Source organism: Trinickia sp., assembly GCF_051953405.1.
Lineage (GTDB): Bacteria > Pseudomonadota > Gammaproteobacteria > Burkholderiales > Burkholderiaceae > Trinickia.
On record NZ_JBQCIV010000086.1, the window covers coordinates 163,521 to 188,205 of the forward strand.

At 62.4% G+C, this 24,685-nt stretch carries 16 protein-coding genes; 8 read left to right on the forward strand and 8 right to left on the reverse strand.

Annotation, left to right across the window (positions count from 1 at the left end):
* Positions 1–362: 362 nt before the first annotated feature.
* Both ACTHN9_RS15470 and ACTHN9_RS15475 read right to left on the reverse strand, forming a co-directional pair.
* Positions 363–1,874 carry a M81 family metallopeptidase gene (locus tag ACTHN9_RS15470; RefSeq protein ID WP_440537651.1) on the reverse strand — a complete coding sequence of 504 codons (1,512 nt, stop codon included), beginning with the start codon at positions 1,872–1,874 and terminating at the stop codon, positions 363–365.
* Positions 1,871–3,187 carry an MFS transporter gene (locus ACTHN9_RS15475; RefSeq protein ID WP_440537652.1) on the reverse strand — a complete coding sequence of 439 codons (1,317 nt, stop codon included), beginning with the start codon at positions 3,185–3,187 and terminating at the stop codon, positions 1,871–1,873. Before ACTHN9_RS15475 ends, ACTHN9_RS15470 begins: the two co-directional genes overlap by 4 nt.
* Positions 3,188–3,353: 166 nt before the next feature.
* Between ACTHN9_RS15475 and ACTHN9_RS15480 the strand changes: the two genes are divergently transcribed.
* Both ACTHN9_RS15480 and ACTHN9_RS15485 read left to right on the forward strand, forming a co-directional pair.
* Entirely contained in the window at positions 3,354–4,271 is a 918-nt protein-coding gene (locus ACTHN9_RS15480) for a LysR family transcriptional regulator (protein ID WP_440537653.1), read from the forward strand.
* Between the two features lie 203 nt (positions 4,272–4,474).
* The gene (locus tag ACTHN9_RS15485; RefSeq protein WP_440537654.1) at positions 4,475–5,521 is read left to right on the forward strand and encodes a zinc-dependent alcohol dehydrogenase family protein; all 1,047 of its coding nucleotides are present in this window, start codon (positions 4,475–4,477) and stop codon (positions 5,519–5,521) included.
* Between the two features lie 33 nt (positions 5,522–5,554).
* Here ACTHN9_RS15485 and ptsP read toward each other — a convergent pair whose 3' ends face one another.
* The 4 genes from ptsP to ACTHN9_RS15505 all read right to left on the reverse strand — a co-directional run bounded on the left by ptsP (position 5,555) and on the right by ACTHN9_RS15505 (position 12,101).
* Entirely contained in the window at positions 5,555–8,119 is a 2,565-nt protein-coding gene (gene ptsP, locus ACTHN9_RS15490; RefSeq protein WP_440537655.1) for a phosphoenolpyruvate--protein phosphotransferase, read from the reverse strand.
* Positions 8,120–8,139: 20 nt separating this feature from the next.
* Entirely contained in the window at positions 8,140–9,582 is a 1,443-nt protein-coding gene (locus ACTHN9_RS15495) for a glycoside hydrolase family 32 protein (protein WP_440537656.1), read from the reverse strand.
* On the reverse strand, positions 9,575–10,975 hold the full coding sequence (locus ACTHN9_RS15500; protein WP_440537657.1) for a sucrose-specific PTS transporter subunit IIBC: 1,401 nt from the start codon (positions 10,973–10,975) through the stop codon (positions 9,575–9,577). Before ACTHN9_RS15500 ends, ACTHN9_RS15495 begins: the two co-directional genes overlap by 8 nt.
* A gap of 106 nt (positions 10,976–11,081) precedes the next feature.
* Complete coding sequence (locus ACTHN9_RS15505; protein ID WP_440537658.1) at positions 11,082–12,101, reverse strand: LacI family DNA-binding transcriptional regulator; 1,020 nt, start codon at positions 12,099–12,101, stop codon at positions 11,082–11,084.
* Between the two features lie 307 nt (positions 12,102–12,408).
* Between ACTHN9_RS15505 and ACTHN9_RS15510 the strand changes: the two genes are divergently transcribed.
* The 4 genes from ACTHN9_RS15510 (at position 12,409) to ACTHN9_RS15525 (ending at position 17,170) form a co-directional block, all read left to right on the forward strand.
* Positions 12,409–12,615 (forward strand): hypothetical protein, encoded by a 207-nt coding sequence (locus tag ACTHN9_RS15510; protein WP_440537659.1) that lies wholly within the window; start codon positions 12,409–12,411, stop codon positions 12,613–12,615.
* 8 nt (positions 12,616–12,623) lie between these two features.
* Entirely contained in the window at positions 12,624–13,601 is a 978-nt protein-coding gene (locus ACTHN9_RS15515) for a FecR family protein (protein WP_440537660.1), read from the forward strand.
* Between the two features lie 143 nt (positions 13,602–13,744).
* Positions 13,745–14,518, forward strand: a complete 774-nt coding sequence (locus tag ACTHN9_RS15520; protein WP_440537661.1) for a TonB family protein — start codon at positions 13,745–13,747, stop codon at positions 14,516–14,518.
* 309 nt (positions 14,519–14,827) lie between these two features.
* On the forward strand, positions 14,828–17,170 hold the full coding sequence (locus ACTHN9_RS15525; RefSeq protein ID WP_440537662.1) for a TonB-dependent siderophore receptor: 2,343 nt from the start codon (positions 14,828–14,830) through the stop codon (positions 17,168–17,170).
* A 50-nt stretch (positions 17,171–17,220) separates the two neighbouring features.
* Here the strand turns inward: ACTHN9_RS15525 and ACTHN9_RS15530 are convergent, their stop codons facing one another.
* Entirely contained in the window at positions 17,221–17,535 is a 315-nt protein-coding gene (locus ACTHN9_RS15530) for a hypothetical protein (protein WP_440537663.1), read from the reverse strand.
* 211 nt (positions 17,536–17,746) lie between these two features.
* Positions 17,747–20,047, reverse strand: a complete 2,301-nt coding sequence (locus tag ACTHN9_RS15535) for a putative bifunctional diguanylate cyclase/phosphodiesterase (protein WP_440537664.1) — start codon at positions 20,045–20,047, stop codon at positions 17,747–17,749.
* Between the two features lie 568 nt (positions 20,048–20,615).
* Here ACTHN9_RS15535 and ACTHN9_RS15540 point away from each other — a divergent pair.
* Together ACTHN9_RS15540 and ACTHN9_RS15545 are read left to right on the forward strand one after the other, a co-directional pair.
* A complete protein-coding gene (locus ACTHN9_RS15540; protein WP_440537665.1) occupies positions 20,616–22,136 on the forward strand; it encodes a methyl-accepting chemotaxis protein in 1,521 nt (506 codons plus the stop codon).
* 289 nt (positions 22,137–22,425) lie between these two features.
* Positions 22,426–24,600 carry a PTS sugar transporter subunit IIC/EAL domain-containing protein gene (locus ACTHN9_RS15545; protein WP_440537666.1) on the forward strand — a complete coding sequence of 725 codons (2,175 nt, stop codon included), beginning with the start codon at positions 22,426–22,428 and terminating at the stop codon, positions 24,598–24,600.
* Positions 24,601–24,685: the final 85 nt, after the last annotated feature.

Below are 24,685 nucleotides of genomic sequence, written 5' to 3' on the forward strand. Positions count from 1 at the left end.
ATATGCCGACGCGCCAGAGGCAGTTAGTCATTCGCCGGGATTTGCGGCACATATCGCGCACATCGTCATGCGCCTTGCGTACGCAACGAGTTCGTCGCGCGACATCTCCTCGATCGTCGGTTGCCAACCCGGACGAAAAGCGGAAAATAAGTCGCGCTGTCTACGATGGATCGACACCCGAGTGAGCGTCCTGAATAGAGTCTTCAGATTCACAATAAACATTTAGCAATACTGAATAAGGTGAATTGATCGTCGTTCAATAGAATGCAAAACTTCATCCCAACCGGGCTGAGCCAGCGAGAACCCATGGATCTGCCCGCCGTTGTGTCGGCGGGGAGCGGCTTCATTCGATGATGCTCGCGCTATGCGCAGCCGCTAGCCGAATCAGTGGCGCGCTTCGTGTTTTCGAATGGTCTCCCACCGGGCGACACGCGCATACCGTCTCCAAGAGCGGTCCAAGGCAGATCGGCCGGATCGGCAGCCATGTGTCCGTCCGACTTTGCGATCAACACTGCCTGCGCAATCGGTTCAAAATCAGCGCGGAAATGGACGGAACTCTTGTTGACCAGGATCTTCATCTCTTCGGGCACGACACCGGCGACGCGATAGAACGCGCGGTCCATCATCTGCACTCGTGTCGACGTGACGACGATCCGAACGTCGTCGATTCGCAAGCAAGCAGTCAGGCCCAGTTCGACCGTTGCGCCCTTGAGCATGGGGCCGTCGCAATGACAGCGCCCCGTCGACAGCGACTCGACCACGAAGCGGCCCGCGAAGGGATGCCCGGATGCCGCCCCTAGAACCATTTCGACGCTTGCACCGGTTCCGGCCTCATGGGCGACGCTCACCGCCTGTGGGTCCCAGAACAGGCCAACGGCCGCGCGCTGCGCCCGATGGGCGACAAGGGCGCGAATGAGGCCGGTCGAGTTAGACGCGGCGCCGGCGCCGGGGTTGTCTTGAGTATCGGCGATCACCACCGGGCGGCCGCCCTCCTTCGAGAGGCGCATGGCTTCGACAACCGCCTCACTGGCACTCAGAAACTCGATCGACCAGTCGCGTTCGTTCAACACGACCCGCTCATACAGGGCGTCGACGGCCCGTGACAACTGCCCTGCGTCCGTGCCGTACCCGAAGACCAGCGGGCCGCATTCCGGAAAATCGGCCGCCGGAAAGCCCGGTGTGAAAGAGAGCGACGTCACGGCGCCGCGCTCGAGCGCCTGTAGCTGCGCGTAAAAGCTTCGCGACGGCTCGGCGTGCGTACACATGGCGTTGATCGGAATGAGGAAGGGCACACGCCGCGCGTATTTCTTCCACTGTGCGCCAGCCTCCATGCACGAGCACAGCAGATCCGCTGCTCGCCGGCCGGTCTCAGCCATGTCGATGTGCGGATAGGTACGGTAGGCTACCAGTGCGTCGGATTGATCCACCATGCACTGCGTGACGTTTGCATGCAAATCGAGCGATGCGACGACGGGCACGTCCGGCCCGACGATCGCGCGGATACGCCGCAGTAACTCGCCCTCCCCATCGTCGAAGTGTTCGGCGACCATCGCACCATGCAGATCCAGATAAATGGCATCGGGATTCGCATCGCGGATGCCTTCCAGAATCTCTCCGGCGATTCGTTCATAGGCATCCTTCGTGACGCGGCCCGAAGGCGTCGCGCCCGCCCATAAGCCTGGAACGATCTGATGCTCGGTGTCTTTGATAGCCGATAGAAAGCCGCCAAGCGGTATATTCAACGAACGCAACTCGCCCACCTTCTCACCGCGGCGGATCGGGCCAACCGCTCGGTCGTTAAACGCCTCGTAGCTCGCGGGGATTTCGACGAATGTGTTCGTCTCGTGCTGGAAGCCGGCTGCGTAGATCTTCATGATTGTTCCGCTCCAAACAAAGGCTTTACGGGCGTGAACAACAGCACGGCCCCGAGAACAAGCAACCCGGCGATGACAAGCAATCCCATTTCAGTGCTGCCCGTGAATGTCTTGACCCATCCGATCATCGTGGGGCTCAGGAAGCCGCCAAACAGTCCGAGCGTGTTGATGAGGGCGATCCCGCCCGCCGCCGTCGGGCCGCTCAACACATCGTGCGGAATGGCCCAGAACACGGAATATGCGGCGAACATGGCACCCGTGGCGACCGTGATGGCGATGAACGCGACACCAAACTGTTCGAGATAGAGCGTTGCCACGGCCAGGGTAACGGCGCTCACCGCCGCGGCGATCGTGGCATGTCGATGGCGCTCCTTCTTGCGGTCGGAGCTGCGCGCGAGTGCGTACATCGATACGGCCGCGGCGACATACGGGACAGCGGAGTACAGGCCGATCTCAAGGACGCTCTTGAGACCCGTCGCTTTGAGGATCGCGGGCAACCAAAAGCCGATGGCGTACAGCCCGCAAATCAGGCAGAAATACGCTGCGGCAAGGCGATAGATCGACGGACTACGGAGCACTACCGGCAGCGAGCGATACGCGGACCGATCCGGTACCGCCGGCGTCACAAGACCCTTCAGACTCGATAATTCCTGAGCTGACAACCAACCAGCCTGTTCGGGCGAATCCTTGAGCCAAGCGAGCGCGACGATGCCAAGCAACGCCGCCGGCACCCCCTCGAGGATGAATAGCCACTGCCAACCCGCGAGTCCGTGAGTACCCGAGAGCGACGTCATCGCCCAGCCCGACAGCGGGCCAGCCACGATCCCCCCGATCGGCGCGGCTGCCAGCAGCAGAGCCACCGCACGGGCCATTCGTGCTTTGGGATACCAGTACGAGAGGTAGAAGATCATTCCGGGCGCGAAACCGGCTTCAAACACGCCCAGGAGAAAGCGCAGCGCGTAGAACGAAGTCGTGCTCGAAACGAAGCACGTCGCGGCCGATGCCAGGCCCCATAGGATCATGATGCGGGCGAGCGTCTTGCGAGCACCGATCCGCACGAGCAGCAGATTGCTCGGTATCTCGAATAGCACGTAGCCAAGAAAGAAGATTCCCGCCCCGAGCCCATAGGCGGCATCACTGAATGCAAGGTCGTGCTGCATCTGCAATTTCGCGAATCCGATATTAATGCGATCCACATAAGCGAACGCATAACAGATCGCAAGGAATCCGAGGACGCGAATATCTATTTTTCGGAATATTCCTACATTCGACGTAGGCAAATCCTGAGCGTATACGTTGGTGTCGCTGGCCATTGAACAATCTCGGAATGAATGTTTGTTTTTGGTACTAAGATATCAGCCAAGCGACTTTACCCCGAAAACGGCCTATAAGGCGCCCTCGCCAGGCAACGGGGTGTGCACCAAAATCTATCCCGTCAATGTTGAGAGGTTGACAAGAGGTGGCATGGATCAAATTAAAATGAGCCAGTTGATATGCTTGGAAGCAGTGGTCACAACGGGGTCAATCAGAAAGGCAGCCACGAAGCTGGGTTTTCAGCCATCGTACGTGAGCCGGCAGATTCAGATCCTCGAGCGCGAAACCGGTGCCCTCCTTTTCGATCGGCAATCGGCGGGAGCGGTGCCCACCCCGGCCACCGCGCATCTGCTCGAGTATCACCGGATGTGGAGCGCTCAGCTCGAACACTTGGAAAGCCAGCTCGGGTCATTGGACGATCTGGGTTCCGGCAGCGTCATCGTCGCGGCAAGTGAGGGGCTGATTCCGTCGTTGACCGATGAGGTCCTATGGGACTTCAACCGCCAGTATCCCAATATTCGGTTGACCATCCATACCAAGGCTACCGTCGAGATCGTGCACGATGTGCAGAAGGGCATCGTCCATATAGGGATGGCGTACAGCCCGCCGGCGTCGGAGCACCTGCGCTTTCACGCGCATGCGAAGCACCGTGTGGTGGCCGCGATGTCGCCGGACCACCCGCTTGCCGCGCAGACGGGAGATATCACGTTCGGGCGCGCGATCGCCTACCCGTTTGCGACGATGCCGGCGCTATACGGGCTCGGGCGCTTGATCGAGGCAGTAGCCGCCGCTGAAAACCTGCGCTTCGCGCCTATCATGCAAGCGAACACGCTGGATCTGCTCATCCGTTTCGCGCTCGCCGGCCGCGGCGTCGCAATGGTGACGGACTATTCGGTGCGCGAGGAAATCGCCGATGGGCGCCTTGTCGCGCGCGCGATCGACCACTCGATGCTCGGCAATCAGTATGCGAAGGTCTTCGTCAATTCCGAGCGGATGCTGACGCGTGCAGCCAGCGAACTCTTGCACTGGATCGAGACGCGCATGTCGGTATTCAACGTTCCGATGGCCGCTGACGTCATCTAGCTCAATGGGCTACAGCGTATGAATGGCTCGCACCAGCGCGTCATGCGCGGTGTGACGAAAAGGGGAAGTTCAATTGCGACAGAGGAGGCGTGGCGAAATCCGAACTCGATTGAATGTCCAATTGAGCAAGCCGGCTGCCATCCCAGTTGCTCGACGGCGCAATCAAGGTATAGTGCGGCGATCGTTCGACAGAGAATCAGCCAATGAAAGCAATCGTCTATGAATCGTTCGGCGCCGCGCCCAAACTACTGAACGTTGCCGATCCGACGCCCGCGCCGCATGGCGTTGTGGTCCAAGTGATGGCCACGGGCGTATGCCGCAGCGACTGGCACGGTTGGATGGGCCACGATCCCGATATCGTCCTCCCGCACGTGCCCGGCCATGAACTCGCAGGCGTCGTCGCGGCCGTCGGCCCGGACGTCAAGCGCTGGCAAATCGGCGACCGCGTCACGGTGCCGTTCGTCGGCGGTTGCGGTCACTGCCCCGAATGCCATTCCGGTAATCAGCAAGTGTGCGAAAGCCAATTTCAACCCGGCTTTACGCATTGGGGTTCGTTCGCCGAATACGTGGGCATCCACTACGCCGACCTCAATCTCGTGCGCTTGCCCGATGCCCTCGGCTTTGCCACAGCGGCGAGCCTCGGCTGCCGTTTCGTGACTTCGTTTCGCGCCGTGGTCGACCAAGGCAAAACCTCGGCCGGACAATGGGTGGCGGTGCATGGGTGCGGCGGCGTCGGCCTGTCCGCGATCATGATCGCCAACGCGATCGGCGCGAATGTGGTCGCCATCGATATTTCGGATCGAGCACTCGAACTGGCGAGCACGTTGGGCGCCGTCGCAACCGTCAATGCAGCGCGCGTCGCGAATGTCGTCGAAGCCGTGAAGGAAATCACGCAAGGCGGCGCGCATGTTTCGCTCGATGCGCTGGGCCATCCCACCACCTGCTTCAACTCGATCAGCAACCTGCGCCGCCGCGGCAAGCATGTACAAGTGGGCCTCATGCTGGGCGATCACGCCACACCGCAGGTGCCGATGAGCAAGGTCATCGCTCACGAACTGGAAATTCTGGGCAGCCACGGCATGCAGGCACACCGCTACGATGCCATGCTCGACATGATCCACACGGGCAAACTGCAGCCCGAGCGCCTGATCGGCAAGGAAATCAGCCTGAGCGCATCGGCCGAGGCGCTCATGAACATGGACCGGTTCGAAGGCGCAGGCGTAACGGTCGTTACCGATTTCGCGTCCTGATTGCGCGGCTACGGCAGGTTCGACGCGCCGACTTCAGGGCCTGCCAGCCAGCGCTGCTTTCACCTGGGCGGCGCTGCCCAGTTTCAATAAACGCTGGGCAAGTGCCCGACACGCGCTGAATTCGAGCGTGGCCAGCTTCGCCTTCACCTCGGCGATAGCAGGCACACACACCGACAATTCATCGACGCCGAGCCCAACCAGCACTGCCGTCGCGGCCGGATCGGAGGCGAGCGCGCCGCATACGCCTACCCACTTCCCGTGCGCATGCGCACCGGCCACGGTCGAGTCGATCATCTTCAGCACGGCCGGATGCAGCGCGTTCACCTGCGATGCGAGCTGGGCATGTCCTCGATCCATCGCGAGCGTGTACTGTGCGAGATCGTTAGTGCCGATCGAAAAGAAATCGACTTCCTGCGCAAGCGCCTCGACGATCGCGACAGCCGCCGGCACCTCGATCATCACGCCGATCTTGACCGGATGCGGGTGCTTCTCTTGTTCCTCGAGCAGAATACGTTTGGCCGCGCGTACCTCGTCGAGATCGGACACCATCGGAAACATCATGTGCAAGTTCCCGTGCGGCACCGCACGCAGCAACGCGCGCACCTGGCTGCGGAATAAATCCGGATAGGCGAGGCTCACGCGAATACCGCGCAAGCCGAGAAACGGATTACCCTCCTTGGGCAGCGGCAAGTAGCGCAGCGGTTTGTCTCCGCCGACGTCGAGCGTGCGGATAATGCACTTGCGCTGCGGCCCGAGCGCTGCCGCAACCGCCCGATACGCCGCGCTCTGCTCGTCTTCGTCCGGGGCAACGGCTCGATCCTCGAACAAGAACTCCGAGCGCAATAACCCCACCCCTTCAGCGCCTGCGGCCACCGCATCGGCCGCTTCAGCCGCATCTCGCACGTTGGCGACGACTTCGACGCGATGGCCATCACGGGTGCACCCGATCCCATGCGCCGCTTGCGCAGAGCTATCGCGTTGCGCGGCGGCTGCCTTCATGCGCCGCTCGGCATCGGCCAGCGCCGCAGCATCGGGCGCGATCCGCAACGTACCCGCCGTGCCGTCCAGCACAGCGCTCGTACCGTCGGCAAGTAGGCGTACTGCCGCATCGATACCGCACATCGCGGGGATCCCCATCGAGCGCGCGAGAATCGCCACGTGGCTCGTCGGGCCGCCGGACACCGTGCACAGTCCAGCTACTTTGCTGCGGTCGAGCGATACCGTATCCGATGGCGTCAAGTCGTCGGCAACAATAATCGATCGCTCGACCAGCTTCGGCGCCGTGCGCCGCACGTCCGTCAGGAGTGCGACCACACGCAGGCCGATATCGCGAATGTCGGAGGCGCGTTCGCGTAACGGTGGGCTCGGGTGTTGCGCGAGTCGTTGCGCTACGACGCTGCATGCGTGGTGCCACGCAAGCGCGGCGCTGGCCCCGTCGGACAGCTTTCCCTGAGCTAATTCGGTCAGCACCGGATCGCCCAGGAGCGCGAGATGCGCGTCCATGATCTGTGCCCCGGGGCCGACGCTGCCGCTACGGGCTGCGAGCCGTTCGATCTGCTCGCGAGCGCGCTGCAACGCGCCGACGAGACGCGCATGTTCTTCGTCGAAGGCCCCGCCAGCTTCGTCGAATTCGATCGCGGCGTCGCGCCATTGCACCAGTTGACCGACAACCAGCCCCGGCGACGCCGCAACGCCCGTGAATTCGCTACCCGTCAGGTCCGTTGCGCGTGCACTCGCTACCGGCACCGTCGAGCGAGCGACAATCGGATCCTCCGCCATGACCCAGGGAACGGCGACAGTCTCCACACGCTCGCCGCAGCCATCGCGCAATAACCGTTCGAGCGCCCCAAGCGCCTGCGCTGCGTCGGGACCCAGCGCGCTCAGTTGGATCGGGTCGCCATGACGCGTGGCCAACGACATGATGTCGATCGCCGATTTGGCATCCGCCTTGACCGTCCCGCACGACAGCACGATGTCCGCCACGTAGTGCCGTGCCGCTTGTGCGAGCACCGCGGCCGGCCTCGCGTGCAGGCCCATTGGGTTCGGCAGCTCGATCAACGGCGAATGCAGCCGGTTGCCCGGCGCTGCTGCCGCCGTCGGCATGTCATCGGCGACAGCCTGGCCAACGTGAAGCGTCAACAGGATGGACGCCCCGGCCTCGACCGAACCCGACGCTTTGTCGATCCGCGTCACCGCCACCGATTCGCCATTGACGATCACGATCTCCGTCAACATGCTGGCGGCCTTCGCACTCACGCGTGCGAGATCGAACCGCAGCAGCGGCTGTCCGGCACGCACGTCGTCGCCCTTCCTAACGAGCGCATCGAACCCTTCGCCGTCGAGCATGACGGTATCGATGCCGACATGAACCAGCACCTGAATCCCCGCTTGCCCTTCGATCACCACGGCGTGCCGCGCCGCGTGCAGATCGATCACCCGGCCGTCCATCGGCGACAGCACGAGGTTCGTGCTCGGATCGATCGCTAACCCCTCGCCGAGCAGCTTTTGCGCGAAGGCCGGATCGGGCACGTCCTCGATCGGCACGACCCTACCGGACAACGGCGCAACGATTTTTACCGTAGTGTTTTCTATCGACATGGCATCCCAACGTCCTGTTATCAAATGCAAGCAGAGCGAGCCGTCTCGTCGCGCCGCAAAGGCCACCAACAGATATCGCGCAGTGCCGCCATCGCGTTCGTCGCGAAGCGAACCGGCTTGATCTCGGGCCCGGGATAGAAACGCGTGGTGAAGACCTGCTCGCCGCCGTTCACGAATATCTCGACGCAACTGCGATCGACAAAGATATGCAGCCGCGTCGCGCTGGCCTCGATCTCGCACTCGCGACGCTCGTGAATCTGCCCGGCCTGCGGGCAGTGGCGAACCAGCGCAAGCCTTCCGATTTCGTCGTCGTACGTCAATCGCAGCGACTGGGTTTGCTCATCGAGCACATGCAGCACCCAGTTGGCGCCCTTCACTGCATGAATGGAAACCTGTAGTTCCCACTCGCGGCTCGCGGCGCTCGGCAGCGCAATCGACGCATCCCCTTTCAGCAGCATGTCGGGCATCCGAATCGCCGGCCCGCGCAGGCGTTCGAGTTCGCGCAGCGGCCGTTGCACGAGACGCCCATTGTCGAGACTCAACTCGCGCGGCATCGTCAGGCAATGCGTCCAGCCGTCCGCGATGGTGGGCGTATCCGGTTGCGACGGCATCCCCATCCAGCCGATCAGCAGCCGCCGCCCATCGGGCGCGGCCAGCGTTTGCGGCGCGTAGAAATCGAACCCATGGTCGAGACGGTGGAAATCGCTGTGCGTAAAAGCCGCCGCATCGAGATCGACGTCGCCGGTCAAATAGCCGGCGATATCTTCGCGGCCGCTTGTGCCGTCGCGCGTCACGTTCATTTGCCGGCAGCAAACCAACACGGTCTCTCCGTCCAGCACGAACAGGTCCGGACACTCGACCATGTAGCAGGCCTGCGCCGGCGCCAGCAGTTCGCCGACGATATGCCATGCGCGCCAATCGTCGCTTTTCGCGAGTACGACGGTGCCCTTCAAATCGGCGGCCCGTTGTGCGCCCAGCACCGCATACCACGTTTCGTTGTGCCGCCACACCTTTGGATCGCGAAAATGGCCCGTATAGCCCGCCGGCGCACCGTCGATCACCGGCCCGAGCTTTTCGAAGCGCACGCCGTCGGCCGAGCGCGCGAGACACTGATGGCTCGAACGGCCGCCTGCCTCGTCGCGCACGTTCCCCGTGTAGAGCAGCAGCAATGAATCGCCGAATGCCATCGCACTGCCGGAATAGCAGCCGTGCGCGTCGTACGCCTCATTCGGCGCAAGCGCGACGGGTAGCGTTTCCCAATGGATCAGGTCTTCGCTTTTGACATGCGCCCAGTGCTTGTTCGCGTGGATACAGCCGTCGGGGTTCCATTGATAGAAGACGTGATACGCCCCTCGCCAATAGATCAAACCGTTAGGGTCGTTCATGAGCCCGTGCGGCGGGCATAGATGAAACGAGGGGCGCCAACGGTCTTCGACAAACTCGAGTGCAGCGCAATCAGGCACCGGCAATCTCCCCGCGCGGCGCCTTGCTTTTCAGGCCGCGCAGCAGCGTCAGCGCGAATGCCACGGCAAACGCGATCGTGCCGCCTACCAGGTAATGGAGCACGCCATCCGGGCGAACGATCGCGAGGCCCGGTAGAGCGGTCAAGCCGATACCCGTCATATAAACGTGCGTCGCGACCACCCAGCCGCCGCCCACTGCGCCGCCGACCGCCGCAAAGACGAACGGCCAAAACTCACGCAGATTCACGCCGAAGATCGCGGCTTCGGTAATGCCCATCAGGCAGGACAACGCGGCAGGGACGGCGACCTGCCGCATCTTTTCGTCGCGCGTGGTAAAAAACACGGCGAACGCGGCGCCGCCTTGCGCGATGTTCGCCATCGACCAGATCGGCAGTAGGAAATTCACGCCGATGGCCGGGTTCGCCAGCAGGTTCGCCTCGATTGCATGAAAACTGTGATGAATGCCGGTCAGGACGATGGTCGAATACAGTCCTCCGAACAGGAGCCCGGCCAGTGCGCCGCCGTGCACGTAGATGGATTGCAGACTGAATGAAAGACCATCGCCGAGCGCGCGGCCGATCGGGCCTACCACGGTCAGGGCAATCGTGCCCGAAATGAGGAGCGTCAGGAACGGCGTGAAGATCAGATCGACCGCGTTAGGAATGACGCGCTTCACGCCACGCTCGATCCACGACATCATCCAGACCGCGAGCAAAATCGGGAGCACGGTGCCCTGATACCCGACCTGCGCAATGGGGAATCCGAACAGATTCCAATATCGATGAATGCCGCTGCCGAGCGTCCATGCGTTCTGCAGATCGGGATGGATCATGATCCCCGCCAGCGCGGCCGCGAGCAGCGGCGAAACGCCGAAGTCGCGCGCACATGAAAACGCAATCAAGATCGGTAGGAACACGAAGGCGGTGCTCGCGAATACGTTCAGGATCTGGACCGCCGCGCTGTCGCCGGTTACCCATCCCATGCTCTTGAGCAGGCCGAGCAAGCCCATCAACAAACCCGATGCGACGATCACCGGAATGATCGGGACAAAGACGTTCGAGAGTGTCCGCGCGAGCCGTTGCGCCACGTTCTGCCGAACCGCGGCATCGCGTTTCACTTCCTCGACCGTTCCCGCGGCCGACGTGCCGAGTAACGCCTGCAGCGCGTCGTGCACCTTGTCGACGATGCCGGGACCGACGATGACCTGCACCTGCCCCGCACCGTTAAACGACCCTTTCACCAGATCTAGCTTGCCGATCGTCGGGTGATCGATCTTGCCGTTGTCGTGTACGACAAGCCGCAAGCGCGTCGCGCAATGCGACAGCCTCACGATGTTCGCCGAGCCGCCTAGGAGCGGCAGCAGGGCCTGTGCCGTTTCGCTTTCCGTCACCATCCTCTCCATACGTTGAATGTGGTATCGATACCATATGGCACTGATGCCACCTCGTTGACTTCGCAATCACCCGTCGCTTCGATCGAGCGATCCGTTTATTTCGTGCTCAAGTGCTGCGCCGAAGCGCGAGCCGATACGGCATCACTATCCGGGCGGCATCGCTGTGCTGGGCATCGAGCATGTCCATCATGAGTTGGGCGGCTTGCGCCCCCGTGCCGGCGTAATCGTAGTGAACGGTGGACAGCGCGGGACGGACCATCCGCGCCATGTCGCTGTCGCCCACGCCCGCAACGGCCATATCCTGCGGGACGCGAATGCCGTGATCGTGCAGGCAAGCCATGGCGCCGACCGCGAGACGGTCGGTGACGGCCAAAATCGCCGTGCAGCGACGGCTACCTGTCAGACGAAGCAAACGCTCGGCGGCCTCTTCTCCCGCCTCCGCTTTGAAGCTCGTCCGGACGATCAATTCGGGATCGACGGACAACCCATGCGCTTGCAGCGCTTCCAGATAGCCCGCGGTTCGCTCTCCGCCCACCTGAATGTCTTCCTCGCCGACGGTCACGAGACCGATACGCCGGTGTCCGTTTTCGATCAGGTGCTCGGTCATCATGCGCGCCGCCGATCGTTCGTTTTGGATCACGCTGGCGATGCCAAGATGACTCGCGTCCTGACCGATCAGCACCATCGGCAACCCCGCTTCGCGCATCGCATCGACCAGCGGGTCGTTGACGGTCGTGGCCAGATGCAGCACACCGGCCACACGTTGCCGGCGAAACAGATCGTAGGCCTCCTGCTCCTGCGCGACCGAATTGTCGGTGTTCGCGAGCAGCATCTGGCAACGCGAGGGCGCGAGCGTCGCGGAAATCCCGGCCACCACCTCGCCCGTCGTGTACGAATTGATCTTCGGAATGATCACGCCGATCAGTCCCGACCGCCGCGACTTCAACTGTTTCGCCGGCTCCGAGGGCGTATAGCGTGTCTGCGCAATCACCGCATCGATGCGCGCGCGCACCTCGGCCTTCACGTAGCCGGAGTTATTCAGCACGCGAGATACCGTCGATGTCCCGACCTTCGCCAGCGCGGCGATGTCGCGGATCGTCAGGCGTTTATCGGGTATCGTTACCATACGTTGCTTCGCAGCCGCCGTTAAAGTGGCGAGACCATAACGCACGATGGCCACCCGCGCAATCGCAAGAATATGACAGCGCCAGTCGATGCCGCTGCCGTCGATCCTTTCCGTCGATTGTCACAATAAGTTCATGAAAGCTCCGTAGATTCGCCGGCCGGCCCGAATCGTCGTTTGCATCCCCTACCTTTCCCTGATTGATAGTACTTTTATTCTCCCGTACGCTACGCCGGTATCGGATCTTCGGCCACCTCGGGTGCGGGAGGAGGCGGAAGGAGTTCGGATAAAGCACGCGCGGAGTCGTTGTATGCCAGACGCCATTGCCCGTCTCAACCTTGCGCCGGTCGAATCGATCTTTCGCAACGAATACCGGTGGTTGCCGAACCGCCCGAGGTTGATGCTCGGCTGTGCGTTTACCGCCAAAGACATCGCCTCGGAAACGTTCGTCCAACGGACGGTGCACGACTCTCTCACCCAGGCGCTCCGCGCTTGCTGTTCGGCGTCGCTGCAATGATCGACGATATGACCCGGGCAACCGCTCTCGGCACCGGCGGCAACGAAACCGAGCAAGCGATCAGCGCCGCGATTCGTTGGATGGTCCTGCTGCGCTCGGGCGATGCAACGGAACGCGATCACCAGCACTTCGAGGCCTGGCGCAAGGCGCACCCTTCTCATGCGAAGGCATTGGCTCACGTCGAGGCGTCGCTCGGCGCGCTCCTACCGCCTAGCTCCGCCGGCATCGCGCGCCGCGCCGTCGGCGATGCGCTGCTGGCTGCCCCCGCGCGCCGCCGGCTCGTGCGCGGCGTGCTCTCGTTCGGCGCGATCGCGCTCGGCACCGGCGCGATCGTCGATCGGCTCAGCCCGATCGGACAGTGGACAGCAGATCTGCACACCAACACCGGCGAGCGAAAGGAAACGATGCTCGCCGATGGGTCCACCGTCACGCTCGGGGCGCGCAGCGCGGCCGATCTCGCCTATCGCGCTGACGCGCGCGGCTTGGTTCTGCGCAGCGGAGCGGCGTTCGTCAGGGTCACCGATCGCGACGTCCGGCCGTTCGTGGTTCGCAACGGCAATCGGCGCGTACACACCCATGCGGGTTCGTTCTCGGTCCGCACGGAAGGCAAATGGCTGCACGTCGCCGCCCTCGATACACCGCTGCGAATCTCCGTGGCAGGCGGCGAGGCCATGACGCTTGCGCCGGGTCGCACCGCGAGGGCCGGCACGCAGCGCATCGAGCCGCTGCGCGAAAACGCCGCCTTCGAAGCGTCGTGGGCATCGGGCCAACTGCAAGTCGACGAGGTGCCGCTCGGCGTCGTCGTCGAACGCCTGCGTCCCTACTTCCCTGGCGTGATCCGGGTCGCGAACGATGCCGCGTCGCTGCCCGTCACCGGCGTGTTGCCGCTCGACCAGCCGCTGCGCGCGCTCGACGCGCTAGCCCATACGTTGCCGCTTCAAATCAGCCGCTACGCGGGGTATCTCGTTCTCGTCGCCCGTACCTGAGCGCCGTGTTCTGCCGGCCGGCCCCACTAGCCCCACAAAAAAATTTCGTTCGGAACCCGTCACTTTGGCTCGCTCGTGGCACATACCGTTTGAAAGCACACATGCGACGCCGCGAATGCGCCCTACCTACGAGATCGAAACAGATGACGAGTACGGTCCACCCCTTAGCGATGCAGTGTCCTCCGGCCGAGCCCCGCTCGAATGCCCGGACGGTCGGGGTCGTCCTCGTCGTGGTCTTGGCGCATCTCGCGCTGTTCGCGGTTTATAGCCGCGCCGCGCGATCGGGTTTGTCCGGGCTGCGCGAAGCGCATGCCGTCGCGCCGACCGGGCCCCTTGAAGTCGTTGTGCTCGCCGTACCCTCGGCGAACAATCGTCCGGCGCCTGCCGGCCCCTCCTCCCATGCATCGATTGAACCGCACGTATCGCCGCCCCAACGTCGTGCGCTTCCGCGCAAACCGGCGCCGACCGAGACCGTTGCGCCGGCGCCGCACCCATCTGCGCCGCGAAAAGGCGTGGTAACCGAGCCGGCAGCAGCGTCCGGTGCCGCCAGCACGCCGGGAGCGGGAGCGTCTGCCGCGAGCGCGACGAAAGCGCCTGCCGCCGCGGAAGCGGCACGGTTCAGCGCCAAACCGGAGACGAAGCGATCCGACGAGGTGGTCTGCCGCATTCCGACGCCCTCGTATCCGGCGCGCTCGCGCAGGCTCGAGGAGGAAGGCACGGCCACCGTACGGATGACGCTCGATACCACCGGCCACCCGACGGCCGTGAGCCTAGAGCGCGGCACCGGCTTCGCCGATCTCGATGCGGCTGCGCTCGATGCCGTGAACGGTGCTGTCTGCGAGCCCTATATCAAGCAAGGCGAGGCGGTGCCGGTGAGCGTAGTCCAGTCGATCGATTTCAAGCTCGCCGAGCAGTAACGGCGGGCAACCGATTGCTAGCTATTTGCAATCAAGGGGTCATCGTGAACGACGTCATCCTTACCCAAGACGGCAGCCTAGCTCGAATGCCGGGCTCGCCCGATGGGCGACGTGTCAGAAAATCCTGACCCGACAATCAGCCCGTCCTGACGCCCGTAATCCTTAAATAATCGCTATGTTGGCCGTTCACCTGGGGGGCGACGCGAGCACAACCGCGCGCGTTACCACCCGAATCGTAACGGCGCTCGGATTTGCATCGCTCGTATCGGAGGCGGTCGAGTCGACTGTGCTTGAGTCGAGAACTATGCAATGGCGAGAGTAAGGCGCGGTTCGCGCGCGAGTTGGACAGGGCTTGCGGTGGCCTTGGGGTGTTCGATCGCCGCACCGCCCACGTCGGCGGCGGATGCGCCGGCTATCGCGTTTCACGTGGCGGGCGGCCAGCTCGATACCGTGCTGCTGCAAATCGCGAAGCTCGGTCATGTCGTCCTTTCGTTCGACGCGTCGCTGACGCGCGGCCTCGCGGCTGCCCCCGTGGACGGCACGATGACGCCGAAAGAAGCGCTCGCCCATGCGCTTGCCGGCAGCCACCTCGAGTTGATCGAAGTGGCGAACGGGACGCTCACGCTGCGCCGGGCCGAATCGGCCAGCGAGCCGAGCGCCGCCGCCCCGTCGGACCATGTGCTGCCGAAGATCGACGTGATGGGCCGCGCCGATGGCGACCAGGCGGCGAAACACAGCTTCGTCGTCGAGCGTTCGTCCACGGCCACGCGCACCGACATGGCGCTCTCCGACGTGCCGCAATCCGTGGGTGAGGTCAGTCGAGAAGTGATGACCACGCAGCAAGCCGCCACGGTGGCCGATGCGCTCGCCAATGTGAGCGGCGCCACCCCGTTTTTCGGGTTCAACAGCGCGGACTACGACGTCAAGGTGCGCGGCTTCCAAACGACCTCGCTGTTGGTCGACGGCATGCTCTACGAAGCGATGGCCTATCCGCCGTTGGAGGGGGTCGAGCGTGTCGAAGTCATCAAAGGGCCCGTCACGTTGATCGCGGGAGGCGTGCCGGCAGGCGGCATCGTCAATCTCGTCACCAAGAAGCCCGATTTCAAGATCGAGCGCACGCTGACGACACAGATCGACTCGAATGGCCAGCGCCGCGCCAGCATCGACCTGGGCGGCACGTTCGGCGACGGTTCGAATCTGGCCTACCGCTTTGTGGCAGCCGGCGAGTTGGACAACCGCAACTACGGTGGCTATGACGGGAAGCGCGAATTCTATCTGGCACCGTCGCTTCGCTACCGCGATGGGGCAACCGATATTACGCTCGGCGTCGAGCATTACCGCAATCGTTTGCCGATCCTGCCGTACACGGTTGGCGGGCCCGACGGCCTGCCGCTGCCGGATACACCCTTGATACCGGTCAGTGCGTCGAGCGATTACATCTCCAACGAATCGACCGAAGTGCATCTCTTCGCCGAGCATTCGTTCGGCGACGGATGGAGCGTACGCGCGCGCGCGCGCATGCTGCGCTATGAGACCGACACGTTTTGGAATCTTCCGCTGTCGGTATTCGACGCCAACGGCGACGTGGGGCTCGATGCGGTCAATGCACGCATCGTCGAACACCAGGCCACCGTGGCGAGCGAGCTGGTCCGCACATTCAAGCTCGGCGGGGTGTCCGGTACGCTGCTCGCAGGCTTGGATTTCTGGCGGTTCGGATTCGCCAACGATCAGGCGCCCGACAATTTTTCGACGCAGAATCTCTATACGCCGCAGCCATTAGCCACAGTGCCCGGCGGGCCCCTCATGCCGTTCTCCTCTTACGACTCGCGGCAATGGAGCACTTACGTGCAGGCACAACTCGCATTCGGTTCGCGGCTACGCGTATTGGCGTCGCTGCGACACACGAATGTCCTGTACTCCGATCAGCTCGATCAATTCGATCAACACAACAGCGCTTGGACGCCGACGCTCGGTGTCAGCTACCGCTTGACCTCGTCCGCGACGCTCTACGCCAATTGGCTGCATGGGTTCGATCAATCGCTGGGTAACCCGACAGCGAGCGGCACAGGGTTACCGCCGATGCGCAGCGAGCAGATCGAGACAGGCGTGAAATTCGATCTGCTCGACGATAAGCTCTATGCCACAGCAGCGGTTTATCGAGTACACAACGATTTTTCGATCGGCGTCGACCCGACGAATCCCCTCTATGCCGCTCAGGCACCCGGGCAGCACAGCCGAGGATTCGAGTTCGATATTCAAGGGCAAGCGCTGCCGGGCTGGAACGTGATCGGCACCCTCGCCGTGGCGAGTTCGAATGCGGGCGGCGTCGATACGGCCTCCCCGGCGATCCCGTCGCGCAGCGCAAGCCTGTGGACCACCTACGCTTTCAGCCACGATCCGGCACGCGGGTTCAGCGTGGGCGGCGGCCTCTTTTGCCATTCGCGCGAGCCGACGGATATGCCCGGCTATTCGCTGCCCGGCGACGCGCGCGTCGATGCAACCGTCTTTTATCGGGCCAAGCATTGGTCCGCGCAACTGGGCGTGAAGAATGTATTCGACCGGCGCCTATACGGCGCGTCGATGCATGCGATCGCCATCCCCGTGCTGCCGGGCCGCGCCGTCATTTTGACGACGACGTTCGATCTGAGTTGAGTTCGGCATCCGTGCCGGTGCTAGCGCAACGACTAGCACCGGTGCCATGGCTAATGCAACGTCGCCATCTCGGGACGTTCGTCGCCGAACAGCACATGCTTGCTCTGGACAGCGCCGCCGATGGCATCGAGAAGTTGGATCGCCGCTTGCGCGCTGAAGCGGATTCGGCGCTCGGCAAAATACCCGCTTTCGTCCTGCTGCATCAAATCGACGACGACAATATCGATGTCCCCGGACGCATGCTGGACCATCGACACCGGCACGGACACGTTGAATGCTTCGTCCGGCGAATCCCATGCATCGGACGGTTCGTTGTTCTCGTAAATCACCCGGATGTTCTCCCATTTGCAGTTTGGTTCGCCCACGCGACGATTGTGGGCAAACCGTGCCGCCTTGCCCGGCCATGAAACGAAATGTCGGGCACGTCGGCGAAGCGTGCCATGGGAACGCGATGGGGAACACCTCCGGGGACCGCATCGGCAGGCCTTCGAGAAGACAGGCCCGTCGCTATGCGAAATCAGCCTCGCCGTCTCCCGCTCTGCGTTCGTGTCGTTCTAAACGATCGTGTCGTAACAGTCATTGGGCAATCGGCTCTAGGCACCGAGGCAGCAACGACATGTCTTGTTTGGGCAGCGGCTTGCTATACAAAAACCCTTGTGCGATCTCGCAACCATTTCGCTCGAGGAACTGGGCTTGCTCGAGCGTCTCCACGCCTTCCGCGACCACCTGCTGGCCAAAGCACCGCGCAATCGAGAGCACCGCCTTGACGAGTTCGGCGTGGCGCCGGTCCGTCGTGACCTTCTGCACGAAGGATCGATCGATCTTGAGGACATCGATCGGAAAGCGAGCCAAGTAGCTCAACGACGAATACCCCGTGCCGAAATCGTCGATTGCGATCGAGATCCCCATCTTCTTGAACCAGCCCAGCGTGTTCAGGACGGCCTCGTTCTCCTCGAGCAAAATGCTCTCGGTGATTTCGAACTCCAACCACTCGGGACGGCAGCCCGTTTCCGCCAGCATGCAGGCGACGGTCGAGCCGAAACCCGCGGCTTGAAACTGCCGCGCGGAAAGATTGACCGCGATCTTGTGCGGCAACGACGCCTTCTTGTTCCATTCGACGGCGGCACGGCACGCCTCGCGCAACACCCATTTACCGAGATCCACGATCAGGCCGGATTCTTCCGCCACCGAAATGAACGTTTCCGGCGTGACGAGCCCCACGCCGGGGCGATTCCATCGCAGCAGCGCCTCGGAGCCGATGACCGTTCGATCGCGCAGTAACACCTTCGGGTGATAGCGCAATTCGAACTCCTGGAATTCGATGGCGCGATGCAGTTGCGACTCGAGCCCAAGGCGGGCCGCTGCGTCGATCGTGAGTCCCTTCGCGTAAAAACGATAATTGCGGCGCCCCGTACGCTTCGCGAGGTACATCGCCGAATCCGCGTATTTGATCAAATCGTCCGCGCTCGTGCTGTCCGTCGGATAGAGCGCGATCCCAATGCTGCAAGAGACGAAGACATCGGTCCCATCGAGCACGAAACATTGGTTGAACCGTTCGATCATGCGCTGTGCAATCCGCTCGACGTCGGTCCGGCTCTCGGCGCCCGGGATCAGAATCGCGAATTCGTCGCCGCCGAAGCGCGCCACCACGTCTTGCTCGCGCACGCATGCACGCAAGCGTTTCGCCGCTTCACGCAGCATCTCGTCGCCGACGGCGTGTCCCATCGTATCGTTGACGTCTTTGAAGCGGTCCATGTCCACCATCATGACCGCGGCCATCGGGACGGGCTCGCTAGCCGTCGCGGTGACGATCTCGCGCAAGCGCTCGCTGAAGTGGGCCCGATTGCTCGTCGACGTGAGCGGGTCGTGGTACGCCATCCACTCGATGTGCTTGCGCGAGGCATTGAGTTCGGTAATGTCGCGCGCCACGGCCAGCACGCTTTCCACGCTGCCGTTCTCGCCGAATTCCGGCGCCATCTTCACGAGGTAGCAGGCGCCCGGCGTACCGTCGTCATGCCAGCGGGACGCGGCTTCGAACTCGAGATTCTTTCCGGTGACGAAGACTTCCTCGAGCGCGGCCTCGAATTCCTCCGCTGCTACACCGCCCGAGAGAATCGCGTTCGACGACAGCGGTAAATCGCGAGGACGCTTTCCGATCAATCCGGCAGCCCCGTCCTCCCCACCGGCGAGGGCGACGAAAACCGGGTTCACATAGATACGCCGCAAATCGCGACCGTATCGAATGATGATGTCGGGCGAGTGCTCGACGAGCGTTCTGAATTCTCTCTCCCGCTCCGCCAGGATGGTTTCGACGTGCTTGCGCTCCGTCACGTCGCAGCCTATCGCCAACACGCTGACGATTTCTCCCGAATCGTCGCGCTCCGGGATCAGGCTGACTTCATGCCATCGCGGTTCGCCGTCGGGGCCGACGACGACCTGATGAACCCCGGGTAACGGCTCGCCCGTCGCGACGACATGTGCGATCGCGGCCCCCACCTCGGCATGCACGGTTAGCGTGCCGATCACTTCGGCCGCCGGCTTCATCAACGTGCGTTCGTGCACCGCGTTGATATAGAGGTAACGGCCTGTCGGGTCCCAGCGGGCAACATTGGCAGGCAGATTGTCGGCCAGCGAATGGGCTTGGCGTTCGCTCATGAGGAGCGCTTCGCTCATATGCGCGTATAGCGCTCGGTCCGCTTGCGCCTCCGAAACGAACGCTTCCGTGGCAGCGCGAAGCCGCGCGGCAAGGTCGGCAAGATCGGGGCGAGCCGGCGCCGGCCCGCCGGATCCATCCTCAGCCGCTATCGGGTAAGCGAACGCGTCGATTTCCGCTGCAATCTTCAAGAATCGATCGGCGAGACGCACGATGTCGAACATTACCCACACTCCGCTTTGTATTTTCTGGCAACGCTACTGCTGGGTATCGCTGTTTCGATCGAATGTTTGTCGATCGATCTCCTCTAGGTACGGCACCGTGCGTGGGTGCGCGGCCTCTGCTCATAACGTGTATACGGCTGCCGGCCTCGCCCGCTTTACGGCGCGCACTGTAAGGTTTTCCTGAATCCGATGTGGGGTCTTCCTTGACGCAAGCGGCGCATCGACGCGAAAGGTTTGCACGTGCCTCGGCCGATCGGCTCCGGGCTCGTGAGCATACCGCGCGGCGTTGCATTATCAACTTTTACTGACAAACGATTCAGGCGTCCCTGATAGCCATCTCGCTGCAAAAAATAGTCCCCGATCCGTAAACAAGATAAACACGCACCAACGCATGCATCCAATCGATTCGGCGCATTGACCGATGCCCAAGCACTACGTGCTGCCCAACCGAAGGCACGCCATCAAGCACGCAAAACGTGCGCTCTGCAATTTCTTACTCGTTGGAGACGACATGCTTAAAGGAATGACCGTAGGTAGACGACTTGGCGCCGCATTCGCGTGCGTGGTAGTGACTTCGCTCGTCGCCACGCTCGTTGTGTTTATGTGCTTTCGGGACGTGGTGGACGCCGCCAATTGGAACATCCATAGCGGCGATGTCCTACGCACCAGCGATGCCGTGTTGACGAACATGCTCAACATGGAAACCGGCGTGCGCGGATTCGTGGCTTCCGGCGACGAACAGTTCCTCGATCCCTACAATCAAGGTCAGGCGAGCATCGACAAAGCGCTCGGCGCCCTCAAATCGCTGACCGCGGACAACGCCAGCCAACAGGAAAGAATTGCCGCGCTGTATTCGCTGTACGGCAATGTTCACGCCGTGCACGAGCAATTGATATCGATGCGCCGAAGCGTCACCTCGCAAGCGACGCCGCTCGATGCGTTGACGAAGTATTTCGGCGAGGCACACGACAAGCAATTTATGGACGCCTTTCGGGCCAAGCTGGCCGAGTTCGACAAAGCCGAAACCGACTTGCTCGAAGTGCGTAAAGCAAAAGTAATCAGCCTTCAACAGCTCACCGTGATCGTCGTCGTATCGGGCGGCTTGGCGATTGCATTGGTTTCGGTCTTGCTCGGCGTGTTCATCACCCGCAGTATCGTCGGCGCCCTCGGGGGCGAGCCGAGCGCGGCAAGCGAGGTGACGCGCCGAATCTCGATCGGCGATCTTTCGCGCGCGGTGGCCGTCCACGCACACGACAAGACAAGCGTCATGGCCGGCCTCGAAGCGATGCGATCGCAGTTGGGCACCATCGTCGGACAGATTCGCTCGGCGGCCGGCTCGATCGCCAGCGCGGCGCAGGAAATCGCGAGCGGCAACACCGATCTGTCCTCCCGCACGGAAGAACAAGCGGCGTCTTTGGAGCAAACCGCGTCGAGCATGGCGCAATTGACGGAAACCGTGAAGCAAAATGCCGACAATGCGCGTCAAGCCAATGCGCTCGCCGCCCGTGCCACGGACACGGCGGAAGCAGGCAATGTCGCCGTGCACGAGATGGTGCAAACCATCGTGGAAGTTAGCGATCGCTCCACCAAGATCTCGGAAATCACCGGAACGATCGAAGGGATTGCGTTCCAGACGAACATCCTTGCGCTGAATGCGGCCGTCGAAGCGGCCCGTGCCGGCGAGCAAGGCCGCGGGTTCGCAGTCGTCGCCAGCGAAGTGCGCAGTCTCGCTCAACGTTCGGCTGCCGCGGCAAAGGAAATCAAGGAATTGATCGCCTCATCGGTGACGATGATTCAAGGCAGCGCGCAGCAGGCGACGGAAGTGAGCACTACCATGGGCGAGGTCAAGCAGGCGATCAAACAAGTGTCCGACATCGTCGGCGAAATCGCCGCCGCATCGGAAGAACAAAGCCGCGGCATCGAGCAAGTTCATCGCGCCGTTTCGCAAATGGACGAAGTGACTCAGCAAAACGCCGCGTTAGTCGAACAGGCGGCCGCCGCCGCGCAATCGCTCGAAGCGCAAACGGAAAGCCTCAATAGCTCGGTATCGGTCTTCAGAGTGGCCGACGCGCCCGCCCATCCCCGCTGAAAGACGGCCGACATCGCCTGCTCCGGCGCGATTAGGCGAAACGCTGTCTAGCTCTTTCGCCCCGAGAGAAAGTATCATCCGATTAACTCGCGCCGCGTGCAGGCATCCGCATCGCCGCTTTCCGAGCCGGTCCCGTTTTCCGACGGGACTTTTCGAGAATTTCGATTGACCGAGTTTTGCGCCGCTTTAGTGCAATTGCGGTAACGCCGTATCGGTTTTTGATGTAATTCGTCGGCAGGCCCACGAAACACAGGGTTAGCCCCCGTCATGCCCAATTTGGCCGCATCCGATGAACGCGAAGACAGTCGTCGCCTGGCAGAAAATTCGAACCGGCATCGAGCGGTTGGATGGTAGCGCCTACTTTATTGCGATACGCAGGGGGCTCGCGCTCCCGCTTCCGCTGATCATGCTGGGCGCCTTTGCCTTACTGGTCCGCTTCCCGCCCACGGCGAGAGGGCAAGCCCTATTGACCGCCGTTTTCGGGCCGCATTTGGACGCGCTGTGCGACGCCGTGCTTGCCGGCACGTTCGGAATCGGCTCCCTGGTCGCGATGTACGGTTTTTCGGACACGTTGACCACACTGCATAATCAGCGGCTCGGCCATCGGATGGTCAACCCGACCGTTGCCGCGATCGTCGTCGTCTCGTGCTTCTTCACCGCGTTCGCCCCGACGGACGGTACGTCGTTCATGGCGTCGCTGTCGCTCGGGGAAGGGCTCTTCTGGGCGCTGGCGGTCGCCTCGGTCGGAGGCAGCCTATTCTTGAAGCTGTGCAGCATACGGCGGCTACGGCTTCCGATCGGCAGCTTCGGCAACGATCCACTCGTCGCCGACGCGTTCACCGTCATTCCGGCCGCGGCGCTGACGATCGTCTCGTTCGCGGTTGCCAAAGCGATACCGACTTGGATCGTGGTGCCAGGCACGATCGACGCGATCGGCTCCGCGCTGCCGTCGCCCGTCCCCGCACTCGCCAACAGCCTGACGTTTTGCATCGGATACGAAGCGCTATCGCAATTACTTTGGCTGTTTGGCATTCACGGACCGAACGCCCTCTTTTTTCTTCAGCAGCATGTCCTGGATCCGGCGTCGCATGCGAACGTCGCCGCCCTCGCGGCCGGCACGCACCCGCCGTTCATTTTTACGTTCGAATTTTTCTCGGCATTCGCGCGCATGGGCGGATCCGGCGGCACATTGAGCTTGATCCTCGCCTTGCTGCTCGTCAGCCGCACGCCGCGCCAGCGCAAATTCGCGCTCATGATGCTGCTGCCGGCCCTCTTCAATGTGAACGAGCCGATTCTATTCGGGCTGCCGCTCGTGCTCAATCCCGCTTACGCCATACCGTTCGTCCTCGCGCCGTTGCTGCAAGCATTGATCGCCTATGCGGCCATCGTCGCGCACCTGATGCCGCGCCTGGCGCACAGCGTCCCATGGACGACACCCGCGCTTTATAGCGGCTATGCGGTCACGGGCTCGCTATCGGGCATGCTCGTCCAGGCGACGTGCCTGGCGGCCGGTACGTTGGTCTATGCACCGTTCGTTCGGATCGCCGACATGCTGGCCGCACAAAAGACGCGTCACACGATTGCCTCGCTGCTGGAAATCACCGAATCGCCCGAATCGATTTTGAAAGCCAAGCGTCTCGTCGAACTCCCGGGCAACGCGGGAAGAATGGCCGTCGGCCTGGCCAACGATTTGGAAAACGCGATCAAGCGGGGAGACCAGCTATTCCTCGAGTTTCAGCCCCAGGTGGATACGAAAACCGGGCGAATCTTCGGCGCCGAGGCGCTATTGCGCTGGCAGCATCCCGCTTTGGGACGAATCGCGCCGCCGATCGTCGTCACGCTCGCCGACGATACGGGCCAAACGGACGTGCTCGGTCTGCACGTCCTTTCGCTAGCGTGCCGGCAGCGAAGCGCGTGGCGGGGCATCGTACCGGACGACTTCGTGATCGCGGTCAATCTGTCGCCACGACAATTGCTGAACGAAACGTTTCATCGAAGGGTGGTCGACATTCTGAACCAAGAGGGTCTTTCGCCTTCGTTGCTCGAACTGGAAATTACCGAATACACGGTATTCCTGCCCGAGGGCAATGCGCTCGACAATTTGAAGCATCTTCGCGATGCGGGCGTGAAAGTGGCCTTGGACGATTTTGGCATGGGCCATACGTCGCTGCACTACTTGCGCGAACTCCCGCTCGATACCGTCAAAATCGACAAGTCCCTTGCGGACGTCGTGGCCGATACCGTCAACGAGCACATCGTGAGGAGCATTGCCGATCTGAGCCGCACGCTCGATCTGTCGCTCGTGGTGGAGGGCGTCGAAACGGAAGCGCAACTGAAGTGCTTGTCGACGTTGGGCTGCCATCGCTTCCAGGGCTACTTCTTCAGCCGCCCGCTGGCACCGGATGTTTGCGCCGAATTCGTTTCGGGGAACGCGCAATACGAGTGGGCGGCGGCTCGCGCGTAAGTCGCGCCGTTGAGCACCGTTGAGCGCGGTTGCACGACGCCTCGACGTCACGCGCTACCTTCTTGCGGGCGGACCGGTACGCGCT

What these genes read in the sequence shown, in the direction of transcription:
- ACTHN9_RS15525 (WP_440537662.1), top strand. Translation starts at nt 14,828, where the DNA reads ATGGCGAGAGTAAGGCGCGGTTCGCGCGCGAGTTGGACAGGGCTTGCG.
- ACTHN9_RS15480 (WP_440537653.1), top strand. Translation starts at nt 3,354, where the DNA reads ATGAGCCAGTTGATATGCTTGGAAGCAGTGGTCACAACGGGGTCAATC.
- ACTHN9_RS15475 (WP_440537652.1), bottom strand. Translation starts at nt 3,187, where the DNA reads ATGGCCAGCGACACCAACGTATACGCTCAGGATTTGCCTACGTCGAAT.
- ACTHN9_RS15545 (WP_440537666.1), top strand. Translation starts at nt 22,426, where the DNA reads ATGAACGCGAAGACAGTCGTCGCCTGGCAGAAAATTCGAACCGGCATC.
- ACTHN9_RS15470 (WP_440537651.1), bottom strand. Translation starts at nt 1,874, where the DNA reads ATGAAGATCTACGCAGCCGGCTTCCAGCACGAGACGAACACATTCGTC.
- ACTHN9_RS15520 (WP_440537661.1), top strand. Translation starts at nt 13,745, where the DNA reads ATGACGAGTACGGTCCACCCCTTAGCGATGCAGTGTCCTCCGGCCGAG.
- ACTHN9_RS15500 (WP_440537657.1), bottom strand. Translation starts at nt 10,975, where the DNA reads ATGGTGACGGAAAGCGAAACGGCACAGGCCCTGCTGCCGCTCCTAGGC.
- ACTHN9_RS15485 (WP_440537654.1), top strand. Translation starts at nt 4,475, where the DNA reads ATGAAAGCAATCGTCTATGAATCGTTCGGCGCCGCGCCCAAACTACTG.
- ptsP (WP_440537655.1), bottom strand. Translation starts at nt 8,119, where the DNA reads ATGTCGATAGAAAACACTACGGTAAAAATCGTTGCGCCGTTGTCCGGT.
- ACTHN9_RS15505 (WP_440537658.1), bottom strand. Translation starts at nt 12,101, where the DNA reads ATGGTAACGATACCCGATAAACGCCTGACGATCCGCGACATCGCCGCG.
- ACTHN9_RS15515 (WP_440537660.1), top strand. Translation starts at nt 12,624, where the DNA reads ATGACCCGGGCAACCGCTCTCGGCACCGGCGGCAACGAAACCGAGCAA.
- ACTHN9_RS15535 (WP_440537664.1), bottom strand. Translation starts at nt 20,047, where the DNA reads ATGTTCGACATCGTGCGTCTCGCCGATCGATTCTTGAAGATTGCAGCG.
- ACTHN9_RS15510 (WP_440537659.1), top strand. Translation starts at nt 12,409, where the DNA reads ATGCCAGACGCCATTGCCCGTCTCAACCTTGCGCCGGTCGAATCGATC.